The sequence below is a fragment of the Pseudoteredinibacter isoporae genome (genome assembly GCF_011602085.1).
GTDB lineage: Bacteria > Pseudomonadota > Gammaproteobacteria > Pseudomonadales > Cellvibrionaceae > Pseudoteredinibacter > Pseudoteredinibacter isoporae.
In genome coordinates this window covers 252,666-265,438 of the sequence record NZ_JAAONY010000004.1, presented here as the reverse complement: position 1 = coordinate 265,438, position 12,773 = coordinate 252,666, and the positions used below count along the sequence as shown (strand labels likewise).

The 12,773-nt window shown below is 49.0% G+C and carries 10 protein-coding genes; 5 read left to right on the top strand and 5 right to left on the bottom strand.

The annotated features are described in order from the left end of the window. Positions 1-813: 813 nt before the first annotated feature. The 4 genes from G8768_RS19950 to G8768_RS19935 all read left to right on the top strand — a co-directional run bounded on the left by G8768_RS19950 (position 814) and on the right by G8768_RS19935 (position 6,267). The gene (locus G8768_RS19950; protein WP_166843260.1) at positions 814-1,587 is read left to right on the top strand and encodes a PilZ domain-containing protein; all 774 of its coding nucleotides are present in this window, start codon (positions 814-816) and stop codon (positions 1,585-1,587) included. A 220-nt stretch (positions 1,588-1,807) separates the two neighbouring features. Beyond that, positions 1,808-2,491, top strand: a complete 684-nt coding sequence (locus G8768_RS19945; protein ID WP_166843261.1) for a cupredoxin domain-containing protein — start codon at positions 1,808-1,810, stop codon at positions 2,489-2,491. A gap of 23 nt (positions 2,492-2,514) precedes the next feature. Beyond that, positions 2,515-3,831 (top strand): porin, encoded by a 1,317-nt coding sequence (locus G8768_RS19940; RefSeq protein WP_166843262.1) that lies wholly within the window; start codon positions 2,515-2,517, stop codon positions 3,829-3,831. A 24-nt stretch (positions 3,832-3,855) separates the two neighbouring features. After that, positions 3,856-6,267 (top strand): EAL domain-containing protein, encoded by a 2,412-nt coding sequence (locus G8768_RS19935; protein WP_166843263.1) that lies wholly within the window; start codon positions 3,856-3,858, stop codon positions 6,265-6,267. Positions 6,268-6,291: 24 nt separating this feature from the next. Here G8768_RS19935 and G8768_RS19930 read toward each other — a convergent pair whose 3' ends face one another. Both G8768_RS19930 and G8768_RS19925 read right to left on the bottom strand, forming a co-directional pair. Then, entirely contained in the window at positions 6,292-6,510 is a 219-nt protein-coding gene (locus tag G8768_RS19930) for a hypothetical protein (protein ID WP_166843264.1), read from the bottom strand. 160 nt (positions 6,511-6,670) lie between these two features. Further along, entirely contained in the window at positions 6,671-7,519 is an 849-nt protein-coding gene (locus G8768_RS19925) for a DUF547 domain-containing protein (RefSeq protein ID WP_166843265.1), read from the bottom strand. Between the two features lie 141 nt (positions 7,520-7,660). Between G8768_RS19925 and bioA the strand changes: the two genes are divergently transcribed. Further along, on the top strand, positions 7,661-8,983 hold the full coding sequence (gene bioA, locus G8768_RS19920; protein ID WP_166843266.1) for an adenosylmethionine--8-amino-7-oxononanoate transaminase: 1,323 nt from the start codon (positions 7,661-7,663) through the stop codon (positions 8,981-8,983). A 170-nt stretch (positions 8,984-9,153) separates the two neighbouring features. Here bioA and G8768_RS19915 read toward each other — a convergent pair whose 3' ends face one another. The 3 genes from G8768_RS19915 to G8768_RS19905 all read right to left on the bottom strand — a co-directional run bounded on the left by G8768_RS19915 (position 9,154) and on the right by G8768_RS19905 (position 12,604). Further along, positions 9,154-10,182 carry a tryptophan--tRNA ligase gene (locus G8768_RS19915; protein WP_166843267.1) on the bottom strand — a complete coding sequence of 343 codons (1,029 nt, stop codon included), beginning with the start codon at positions 10,180-10,182 and terminating at the stop codon, positions 9,154-9,156. Positions 10,183-10,267: 85 nt separating this feature from the next. Beyond that, positions 10,268-11,446 carry a tRNA-queuosine alpha-mannosyltransferase domain-containing protein gene (locus G8768_RS19910; protein ID WP_166843268.1) on the bottom strand — a complete coding sequence of 393 codons (1,179 nt, stop codon included), beginning with the start codon at positions 11,444-11,446 and terminating at the stop codon, positions 10,268-10,270. Between the two features lie 96 nt (positions 11,447-11,542). Beyond that, positions 11,543-12,604: a cyclic nucleotide-binding domain-containing protein gene (locus G8768_RS19905; RefSeq protein WP_166843269.1), complete on the bottom strand. Its 1,062-nt coding sequence runs from the start codon at positions 12,602-12,604 to the stop codon at positions 11,543-11,545. Positions 12,605-12,773 lie beyond the last annotated feature (169 nt).

Here is a 12,773-nt window from a genome sequence, read left to right as displayed (position 1 = left end):
TTGCCATTTTGATCTACAATTTTGCCCTTCGTAGCAAAAACAACCCCTTTATGGTCGCTTACTGGCAAATTTTGAACATCTTTAGATGCAATATTAGTCACTGCAATTCCCTCTAAAACAGGTCAATACTCTGAAACAACACATTAGCCCTGTAGCCAAGCCAAATAACAAGCATTTGTTGTTATAGCAACAATCATTTTATAGCCAAAACGTGATATACACCACAAAGTAGCAAACCGCCTATCTGCCCACTAAACCAAATGGGCACTTTTATAGGAACTTTAGTGCTAACAGCGCCTTGGAGGACTCAGATTCTATCTGAGAGAATATGAATGTAAGGAGAAGTTTGTCCCCTTAAGGTAAAAAAACCAATGAAAGCATACACATAGAAACATTTTGGGGCGAAATGGGCAGTCAAATAGCCAAAGACCGCACAATCTAAGGTAATTTCGGCCCCAGAGTCACCGTTACTAAGGTCTACAGTCCCTCGTATCCACCACCTCATTTACCTCTCGCTGCCCCTCAGCTTTATATGGCGCCCAATACCACTATCCGACTCCTTTCGCGACGTCATACGAAATGAATTACTCAAGAACCCTCGAAGAGCGGCAAGGAATTTCCTGCGGCGGTCCGTCAATGCCTCTTACCCATTCCACAGGCCGTACAGAAATGAGGCAATTGACGATACCCAGCGCATTTCATGCCTGAATTGCCGACGCAAATCCTCTGGCACGGGCTTTGCACAGGACATAAGACAAGAAAGCGAAATCTCCGTAGCGCTTTAAGAAGACCTATGCACAATAAGGATTCCCAATGACCTTGTGGCAAAAAATGTTTGGAAAGAGACCTGAAATTGAAGAGCGCGCTATTCCGGGCTTTTTCAAAGAAATGACTCAGGAAGCCTCTGCACCTCATCCCGAAGTCTTGAGGCAGTTGCGCCTTTGGCAAAAACAAAGGCAATTAATTGAAGTGAAAAGCGCACGCTTGGGGGAATACCAACAGAGTTTAATTTTGTCGGTTGATACAAGTAGCGGCAGCTTTGATATCGACGAACTCTTTCCCAGCCAGTATCACGGCCAAATACGCGCCGGAGATTCCCTGCATATTCGTCTGCACCAGGGCGGCCAGGTTCAAGAAATGGAGTGCCGGGTTTTGTGCTATCACCACCACACGGCAATGCCCTATTACAGCCTGCAAATACCGGATCGAATCGAGTCAGGGCAACGTCGTAAACAACGCCGAATTGTTATTGATGAGGATTTCCCAATCGCCGCCAGCTTGCAAACGCCCGTTGGGCAAAAACTGTTTGGTAGTGTAGAAAACCTGTCCAGCGGTGGCGTTCGTTTGCGCTTTGCCGGTAACCAATTAAAAGATTTGTATCCTGGTGCCGTACTCCCTTTATGCGACCTCGCGTTTCCTGGCGGATTTAATATTCGCTGCCGCGGAAAACTGAAAGGCATCCAGTTCCTGCGACAACCTAGACGACACACCAGTGTCAGCCTTAGCTTTCTGGACTTAGCCCCGGCACAACGGCAGCAGATTGAAGGGCTGATTGAAGCCATTGGACAGCGCTGCGAAGCTGCATAATATACGCAATTTGCACAAGGGTATTGGGCCTGAGGGGACAATAGGTGCATCACAACAGCTGAGAAATTATCACAAATTTATCCCATTTTAGCACCGGGATAGATATTTAATTTTTCAAACTTGCGCAGTATGGAAAACAAACTAAGCTTTAAAACAATGCCGCCTCATGTGGCAATAATTCATATTCCGATTCGTCTTATTCTGCACCTAGAGGTGGTTCGTGTTTCGTACTCCAGGGCTCGTTCTTTTTGTACTTTGTCTTTCCACCGTCAGTCGGGTTGCCGCTCTCGATATCAGTCTGCAACACAAGGGGAAAGCTCAACACGCTCCGGGAGCGGTGGTTTGGCTGGAAGCAAAATTTTCTCTGCCAGACCATTCTCTTCGCGACAATAAAAGCCCCGCTGGATCAGAGCAGCCCCCCGTCAAAGTTATCGAACAGAAAAATCGGCAATTTGATCCTTATATCAGTGTTGCTCGACTCGGGAGTAATATTCAATTCCCCAATCGTGACAACACCGCTCATCACGTTTATTCCTTTTCCAAGCCCCTGAGCTTTGAATTACCGCTTTATAAAAAACGAACGCCTGCCCCTATTCAGGTTGAAAACCCCGGACTCATCGCATTGGGTTGCAACATTCACGACTGGATGATCGCTTATCTGGTGGTTGTCGACAGTCCTTTCTATGGGCAGATTGAAAAAGACTCAGTGAACTTCAAAGAACTTCCCCATGGGCATTACACACTCAAGCTGTGGCACCCCGACATTAACAATGGCCAGGCACTGACAAGTGATCTGGATTTTCAGGGGCAAACGAAACACAACATAGCCTTGCCTAAAGAAGTAAACGCCAGAGCCCAGATTGCAGCGCCGCAAGAGCGCCTGGATGAAGATGAGGACTACTGAGTTGTAATGGCTTGAAAAACGCAATGCAAGAAGTCGAAGAACAACAAAACAAAAACAAGGCCACCACTTTGACTCGCAAAGTGCTTCGTCACGCCATTATTTTTCCAGTCCTGCTCTGTTCAGCAAACGCGTTTTCAAAAGACAGTGAAAATGGGTTCGATCTGAGTCAGAGAATCAGCAGCAAAGGCTATGTCGATCTGCGCCTGCAACATTTTGAAGGCAATAATAGCTGGCTGGATTCCGGTACTGGACACTCGCGCTTTGACAGCAGTCACAATGGCCGCCCACTCCTCGCCGACTTTGCAGCGGAAATCAAAATGGATATAAAAGCCGGCAGCCAAATCGTCACCCAGATCCATGCCTACCCAGAACAAACCTCCGGCGTGGAAGTCACTGAATTGTATTGGCAGTATCGTCCGCTGCGCACGGGTAAAGTTCGCAGTCGTTGGAGGGTTGGATTGTTCTATCCCAAACTGTCGATCGAAAACCGCGGCATTCTCTGGAGTTCTGTTTACGGGCTCAATTACTCCGCCATTAACAGCTGGCTTGCCGAAGAGCTTCGGACAGTGGGTGTGGAAGGTCATTGGCGCTGGTCCATCGCCGGCCCATCAGCGGATTCCCGGCACAAGCTTAACGCCACTATTAATGTGGCGATTTTTGGTTTTAATGATCCAACCGGCGCGATATTGTCATGGAAAGGCTGGTCCAACCATGACCGTCAAAGCGGCCTGGGCACCTCACTGCCTTTCTACCCCCTGCCCGGCGTCGCTGCGGCAGAAAATCCTCAAGCCAAACACTATCAACCCTTTCGCGAGATTGATGATCGTCCAGGCTTCTACGCGTCATTTGGATTATCGCGACGCCAGCAGTTTAAAGCTGAAATTTACTACTACGATAATCAAGCGGAAGATACTGCGTTCCACGATGGGCAATACGCCTGGCGGACGCGTTTCATTCACCTGGGGGGCCACTATTTTCTTCAACCGAATGTGGAACTCTATGGCCAGTACATCAAGGGCGATACCAGTATGGGGAGAGGATTCGTCCTCAATGACTTTGAATCTGCCTTTGTGGGCATTTCGAAGCGTATTGGCCCACACCGCATAAGTGCTCGTTTTGAACGATCCACGGTCAAGGATCTCGACAATACGCCGATGGATAATAATAACGAGACGGGAAATAGCGCCAATATCAACTACAGTTATTATTTGGCGCCTCACTGGAAGTTCAGCGCTGAATATCAACAACGTCGTTCACGCCAAGCACGTCGCCACTATCGTGGTGAGCGAGCATATGCCAAGGAAGATCAACTGAGTTTGAGTGCCCGCTATTACTTTTAAGGGCTACATCCATAGTGAATCATCATGAAGCTACATAGCCGAATATTCGCCTTATTGGCCACTATCCTGCTGGGGCTCGGCTTATCGAGCATGCTCTTCCTCTACCAGTCCGCCAGCCAAAAGGTAGAACAAGACGCCTCTGATAAACTGTTGGTCGCCCAAAAGACATTTTTCGATGTGCTGGATAACCAGCATCATTTATTGAACACCAGTGTCGAAACCGTAGTGAAGGATTGGGGCTTAAGACAGTCCATTGGACAGCGCGACTACAGCACCCTGGAAAGTGTATTGCAAAACCACAGTAATCGCGTTGGTGCCGATGTGGCCCTTTTCGTAGACAATGAAGGCGTTCTTGCCGTCAGCACCATTCATCAGGAAAAAGGCCTGCCCCAACAGATTCTGGAGCTGGTCAATCGCAGCCAGCAAATCACCTTCCAAACCATCACCGAGATCAACCAACGCCACTATCAGCTGGTATTGACCGAAGTAAAAGCGCCCATTCGAGTAGGTTGGCTCGGTATGGGTTTTGAAATCGATGATCAAATGGCCAATCGTTACAGCGAAATCAGCGGGGTAAACATCAGCTTTGTATTGCCTCACAGCCATAGTCTGCAATTCATCGCCAGCAGTCTCCCGGAAGAGCGCATGAAGAGCATGCCGCCAACACCGCCCAGCCTCACAGACAAGCCCTGGGTGATTACCCAAGGTGAATGGGAAGACCTCGCTCTCTATCGTCCTTTTGATGAACATTCACAAAGCGGTCTGGCGATTTTGTTTCAGCAGTCCCTGAATGAACCCCGGGAAAAGTTCAGCCAGTGGTGGCTGAGTCTATTATCAATTTTCGGATTGATTTCACTGCTGGCGTTGATATTTGGGTATGTGTTCTCAAGAGGCATCAGTAAACCGTTGAACCAGCTTTTGCATGTAATCGACGATGTCTCCAAAGGTGATTACAACACCCCCATTCGCATTTATCGTCGAGATGAAATCGGCCGACTCGCCAAGGCATTTTCACGTATGCAGCGGGCGGTCTCTGAGCGTGAGGAACACATTACTTATCAAGCCAGCCATGACAGTCTAACCGGCCTGCTAAATCGCAAAGGCCTAATTGCATGCATTGATCACACCATTAAAAACCTCGACAGCAGCCAGGAAGTTGCCGTACTGGCAAACTTTCGACTCAACCACTTCCAGGATATTGTAGACGCACTGGGTTACTCCTGGGGCGATAAACTGATTCATCTGGTCACGGAACGCCTGGGCGCCAAGCTGGAAAATCATATGCTCGCCCATTTGAATCTCGACGAGTTTGTGTTGCTGGGTAAAACCAACGACATTATGGGCGCACGCGAAATCAATGAACAAATCCATCAGGCACTACAAGATCCATTTTGCGTCAGCGGTATTGAGCTGAGCCTGAAAATTTCGGTGGGTATTGTGATCTACCCTTTCAGTGCATTGGATGCCGAAGGTTTGCTGCGCCGAGCGGGAGTCGCTTTAAACGAGGCCTGTGGCAGCCAAAAAGCTACCGTCACTTACGACCCCAAACACGATGAATACAGCCTTCGTAAGCTGACACTGATGGCGGAATTGCCTAAAGCCATTTCGGAAAACCAGGTCTGTCTGCATTATCAGCCCAAGTTGCGCCATCATGAAGGCAAAACTCAGGTTGAGGGCGTTGAATGTCTTGTACGCTGGCAGCACCCTGAGTTGGGATTTGTGCCACCCGATGATTTTATTGGACTGGCAGAAAAAACCGGTTATATCGTTGAATTAACACGCTGGGTTCTGGCCAGAGCCCTTGAGCAATGTCAGCGCTGGCGCAATCAGGGATACGATCTCGCCGTCGCGGTTAACATATCCGCCCTTGATCTGGCCCAAAAAAACTTCGACAAAGAAGTTGCTGCCCTATTGCGAGAGGCAAAACTTCCAAACCGTTCTTTAATTGTGGAAGTCACCGAAAGCGCTGCTGTGGAAAACCCCCAAAGCGCCATTGCCCAACTGAGCCACCTTAAGGATCAAGACATTAAGCTGTCGATTGATGATTACGGCACGGGATACTCTTCGCTGGGACAACTCAAGCAATTGCCAGTACATGAATTGAAAATTGATAAAAGTTTTGTGCAGAATCTGGCACAAGACGAAGAAGACCGAACCATTGTTCGCTCCACCATCGAGTTGGCCCACAACATCGGTTTGTCTGTAGTTGCCGAAGGTGTTGAAGATGAAGACACCCTGCAACAGCTAATTGCCTGGGGCTGTAACTATATGCAAGGTTACTTTATTGCGAAGCCCCTCGACGAAGCCGCCATGGGTAAATGGCTGCAACGTTGTGCTTATCCGGTAAAAACACTGGATTCATACAACAAAGAAAAACCTGCCTCCAACAGTACAAACTCTGTGGAACCTCTGCCTTTTCGATCTACCGCTGAATAAACGTGAAAAAACAGAGCATTTCCACTATTTATCGTCTTTGAGCAACTCTTCACGATCACGCTGATATTCGGCGTAACTCTGGCGGTATTGTTCGCGACATTGATCCTGCATTGCAGGTGGCTCTTTCTCGCAGGCTTTACGAGCGTTTTCCTGGGAAATTTCATAAACATCCTGCTGCGTACAAGCTGCCAGGACGAGGGGCAAACTCAGCAGGCAAAATAACCTAGACGTGACGATTTTCATTGTGTTCCCTTCCTCGGATTCATCATCTTATTAACCCAACATCGAGCAATCGATTCAATAAAGACCACAAAGTTCGCCAAGGGTTCTTTTACTCAACTCAATTTCTGACACTCACTTCTTTTTTGAATAATGATCAAATTGCCACATTCGCTTGACGGGTTTACTCTTCGTTCAACGTCGCCTTGTCATTCAAACGCCAATCATAGTCATAACGGAAGCGCTCTACTTCTCTGTCAATCAAACCCTGCTTTTGAAAATAGCGCCACAACTGTTTCTTCTCAGGCGCAAAGTCCTGCCAGTACCAGTTGAAGATACTGGATACGCGGTAGCCGTCTCCAGATTCAGCAAACGCCCGTGAAGATTGCAGAAACTCACTCTGAGCCTGTTCCAGCTGCGCATCCAGGGTATCCGCACGATAAACCTCTGCCGAAAGATTTGGGCAACCAATGCTGGCGCAATTCAGGGCAAAGTGAAAACGGGCATCATTCCAAATGGGGCGTAAAATTCGATGTTCAATGTCATTGAGAGACAATTTTTCACCGGCAACGACCAAAACCTTATCTTCCCAAGGACCTGCGTTAAACAGACTTTTAAAGCTCAAGCGAATGTCCTTGATGGATTCAAGGGGATAATGGTTCAGCACCAAATTAACCACCGCCATATTATAGGTATTGATCCAGAAGGCCTGCTGCTCCAATTCAGGCCATTCTCTCGGATCCAGCCCAGCCAATGCATCCAGTTGTTTTCGCAAGCGATCTTTATCGTCTTGTGTGACCTCTCCGTAGGCGACGCGATTCACACCATCGGCATCCGGGCTTACATAGGTGTTCAGGAAAGCCTGCCAGGCGTCCATTGAAGGCTGAGCGTGTGCGGTATCCACCACAGCTTTAGGCTGCCAGAAAGGCCACAGCTCGGCCTTCGGGGCGGCTGTTGTTCCGTGGGCAAGCAACAATAGCGCTGCGGGCAGGAGGCATTTAACAAACGACAACAAACTGAACACGGTACGCATAAAAGAACCCTGAAACACTGAATTCGAGTGACTGAATAAGCTTTCTTAACTGCGCGACAGTTTGCCATGGCATATGGTGAGGGGATACTCTAGAATGGTTAACCAATTTATAACATTTGGTTAACAGAGTTATTTTTCCGTATGAACCCAGAGAATTCCAATCCCTCAGGCGGACAATTCAGCCTGCCCCAATTAGAGCGTATTGATCAGCAACACATCTGGCACCCCTACAGCCAGGTGGCCGAAGAAGGCGGCCCTGCCCTGCCTATTGTGGAACGTGCTGAAGGGGTTCATTTGGAATTTGCCAGCGGCGAACGGGTTATCGATGGCATGTCATCTTGGTGGTGTATGCTGCACGGCTACAACCATCCGGTTTTGAATCAAGCAGCAAAAGACCAGATTGATAAGATGGCTCATGTCATGTTCGGAGGCTTAAGCCATCAGCCTGCCATTGAACTGGCCCAGCTTTTAGTCGAGCTGACTCCGGATGGCCTCGACACGGTTTTCTTTGCGGATTCAGGCTCAGTCAGCGTGGAAGTCGCAATTAAGATGGCCTTGCAATACTGGCATTCCCAAGGGCGTCCGGAAAAACAGCGTTTGTTGACGATTAAAAATGGTTATCACGGTGATACCTTCGGCGCTATGGCCACTTGCGACCCGGTGAATGGGATGCACCATTTATTCAGTGGCAATTTACCCAAACATCATTTTCTGGAAGCACCGCCCGCAGGATTGGATACAGCCCCCTGCCCGGATTATCTAGCCCAGGTTCGCACCTTTATTGAGTCTCACCATCATGAAATAGCCGCGTTTATTCTGGAGCCGATTGTTCAGGGCGCCGGTGGTATGCGTTTTTATTCACCTGCTTATTTGAAAGCCTTTAAGACGCTTTGCGAGGAATTTGATGTTTTGCTCATCGCCGATGAAATTGCCACCGGCTTTGGTCGAACCGGAAAACTCTTTGCTTGTGAGCATGCGGGTATCAGCCCGGATATTTTATGTTTGGGTAAGGCTTTGAGCGGTGGCTACATGACTCTGGCGGCGACATTATGTACGGCCAACGTTGCAAACGGTATTTGCCAGGGAGAAGCCGGAGTTTTTATGCACGGTCCAACCTTTATGGCGAACCCTCTGGCGTGCGCGACAGCACTGGCCAGCACTCGCCTTTTGATTGGGCAGGATTGGCAGAGCAAAATTCGCTTTATTGAAGAACAACTCCAGTTAGGTTTGGCGCCGTTAAAAGATGCACCAGGCGTTGCAGATGTTCGTGTAATGGGCGCGATTGGTGTTGTGGAAATGAAAGAAGCGGTTGACAAAGAAAGCCTGCAAAAAGCTTTGATTGGGCGTGGAGTTTGGTTGCGCCCGTTCGGAAAGCTGGTTTATACCATGCCACCGTTTATCAGTTCTGAGAATGATCTGCGGGCGCTATGCAAAGCAATGGTTGAGACTCTATCGGAGGTTTGAGGCCCGTCGCTTTGGGAATTGGCCTCATATTTCAACATCAGGTTTCGCGATGAAATTTTCATTTTGGGGCGATTGAAGCTCTCTTTTGCAAAGCCTTCATCACAAAGCACTGTAAAAATAATTCTCGTAAAAGCGACAGCCAACCCGTTTCACTGTGTTCGTAAACCGGGTTAACCCAGCTTACGAATACCGACCGCATGACGAGCCCTATCGAGAAGTGGCTCACTATAGCGTCGAGCCTTCTCTGCACCAGCTTGCAATACGTCTTCAATGTAGGACGGATTTGCCAGAAGTTCGTTGTAACGCTCTCTGGGCTCGGCCAACTCATTGTTGATCAATTCAAACAGTTGCTTCTTGGCTTCGCCCCAGGCAATACCGTCAGCGAAGGCCTGACGCATCTCGGCTTGCTGTTGCTCGTTAGCAAAGGCCTGCCAGATCTGGAATACCGTTGAGGTATCCGGATCTTTTGGTTCGCCAGGTTCCAACAGATTGGTTTTAATTTTATTGATGTGCTTGCGCAGCTGCTTTTCGCCCAGGAACAATGGAATGGTGTTGCCATAGCTTTTGCTCATTTTGCGGCCGTCCAGGCCCTGCAATACCGCGACATCATCATCGACCACATATTCAGGCAGCGCGAACAACGGTTTCTTTTTACTGGCAAACAGGTGATTGAAACGCTGAGCCATATCTCGAGCCATTTCCACATGTTGAATCTGATCTTTGCCCACGGGGACTTTGTTGGCATTGAAAATCAAAATATCCGCTGCCATCAATACCGGGTAGCTGAACAACCCCATGGTAATGCCAAAATCCGGATCTTCGCCGGCTTCGCCATTTTGATCGACCGCCGCCTTATACGCATGGGCTCGGTTCATCAAGCCTTTGGCGCACACACAGTTCAGCATCCAACACAGTTCGGCAATCTGAGGGATATCAGACTGGCGGTAAAACACCACTTCTTCGGGGTTAAGGCCAAGGGCCAGCCAGCTGGCAGCAATCTCGCGGGTCGACTGGGCAACCAGATCTGGGTCCTGGCATTTAATCAGGGCGTGAAAGTCCGCCAGGAAGTAAAAAGACAGATTGTCCTGGTTACGACTGGCTTCAATTGCCGGGCGAATCGCACCGACATAGTTACCAATATGGGGGGTTCCCGAGGTCGTAATACCGGTGAGAATGCGTTGTTTTTCTTTGCTGCTCATGCTTGGTCCAAACTCTTTTCTGGGGGCAGTCATTGCTGCCGGGCGCCGCTATGATACAGGGCTTGAGCGGAGGAGCAAAGCAGCCTTAGGGACGGTTCCCAAGCAAGGAATCGAAGCAAGCCTGGTAGGACGGCCCCAGTGAAGACCAGTTAAAGTCGACTCGACTGTGAACCTTGGGTAAATCCCCTTGTTCGGCTTTGAGAGCGGCCAGGCGAAGTACTTCATCCGCCAGACCTTGCGCCTCTTCCTCGATCGTCGATGAGGGATAGCAGATCGATTCCTGAAACCACTCCGGATAAACCAGGCGCTGGGGCAATAAGGGGTAGCAAGCGGCGGCATGAGCTTCCAGAATCGCCAAGCCCTGAAAATCATGTTCAGCGGTCGACAAAACGATGTCAGCGCTACCCAAATGCGAATGGTAAGCCTCAACGCTGCTTTCGTAACCCCAGGCCTCAAGCGCCATGGGTGAATCATCAGCTCTGAGAATACGCTCTATCTTGGTAAATTCTCCAGGCACCTTGCGAAAACTCTGACCCAGAATGAGCCAGCGAATATCAGGGCGCGCCTCCTTTGCCATAGACTTTAATTGTTGATCCAGGCGTTCAATCGCCGCTAAAAGACGCTCGGGGCCTTTGTCGTATTCCCAGCGATGGTTCCAGAGAATACGCAGACAATGGCTCTTTTGACCCAGTGGCGCAGTCATCAGTTCCCGGTCGCTTTGACTGGCAATGGGCACGGGTAATACCTCGGCCTTTGCACTCAGTCTGTCCATCAAACCTTTGGGTACCTGATCCGGCATGGCTTTTAATAAAGCACGAGCCCCGGCCAAAAAGCTGTTCAGGTTGAATAGACTGTTGAAGAGAATTTTATCAGCGCAGAGGGCGCTGTATACGCTCGTCAACTGAGGTTCAATAGAGCTTAATTGCTGAGCATTTTGAGGGTAGGCAAATTGGTTTTCATGGAAATAGACCACCGTGGGCAATTGAGCCAATTCAGGGACAAAGCCACGCAAGGCAGATAAATCAACCATGGAGGTGGCCAGCAAGAAATCGTACTCTTGAGTGAGGGTTTCTCTTTCTTTGAACGCCCAGGACAAACTGTTACCACGTTGACGCCAGCTGAAATAACGCGGCGGCAGACATAATTCTGACCATTGCCATTGATCCAGGCCCTGGCAAATCTGTTTGCGCCAGTAACGATGACTCTGGGCATCATAGGCCGATAATAGTAACGCCTTGGGAGCATTTTCCGGGGTTTGGGTCATTGCCTGTGTATTGTTTTCACGAGCGCTTCTTTCGCTCAGTGACCTTTGTTAATTCAGCGATGCTATTGTTTCAGTCGCCTATTCAAGACAAGCAAACTACAGTTCAACTTCCTGAACATCGCTGCTGCGAAGCAGTAAAACATCCAAACCGGCTTGCACCATCAGCTGTACTGCGACTTCTGAACGACGACCGCCATAATCGCTGACAACATATAAAACATCTTTCGACATTTCGTTAAGCTTTGGGCGCAAGTAAGACAGTGGAATATTCACAGAGCCTGAAAGCTGCTGCTGTTTAAATTCGATGGGTAAACGTACATCAATCAATCGAATAGAACGGCCGGACTGCTGAAGTTTAAAAAATTCAGTGACCGATACGTAATTCACCAACGGTCGATGCAATAACTCAGCAAAACTCTCTTTGCCAAGGCACATGAGTTCACCGTCGCTGCTCATTTCCACGGTTGCATTACGCGCAGTGTCGCCGATCAATGCTTCCTCACCGAAGTAATCCCCGGTGCTCAAACTGGCTTTGCAGTACCCGGCCGAATCAAGCACCTGAGCCGTTCCTGATTTGATCACGTAAAAGTAATCGCCCTTGGTCCCCACGACCACCACTTTTTCGCCCTTGCTGACATTGCGAGGGATAAAGCGTTGAAACAAGGCTTGTATATTCCCAGGAGGAATGCGGGAAAAAAGCGGCGCAGCCAGTAGCACACTCATCCAGTCCGTGCTGGGTTGATCCTCAATAATCGGGTCGGAGTCGAGTTCATCGTCTGGGTCGATGGACACACTACCATCGAGCAAGCTCGACTCACTCCATACCATCACCAAATCGAGAAAATCCCGTTCGATCACCAGCGCCGTGACATCGGTTTTGGCAAACGCTGTTACCCGTGCGGGCTGCGTGTTACACAGTGGGTGACGGGCCTGGGGGCTGGTGTGATTAACGCTGATTCGGGATAAATCGGCGGCCAGTAAATCGACGCCGCCTTTGAGCAGATAGAAAGTTTCCGAGAGCTTTTTACCACGCTGAAACAGCACATCACCCTTTTTAAACTCTCGCACGCTGATCCGTTCAATAGCGCTCTCCAGAAAATCACTGGATAGACTATCGAACGGAGAGAACAGTTGTAATATTTCTTTATTTATTGTCATTACTGAGCCGCACACCCATACCTAGGAGAACATTACTGTTACGCCGGTTCCTAGCAATATTTTTATCTATTTTCTTATATACGATAACAGCAGTTTTTGCCATTTCGACCAGTCCCTCGGTAGCTCAGCACTCAATAAATCTGGCTGGTATTACTGAATCCCTGTCACT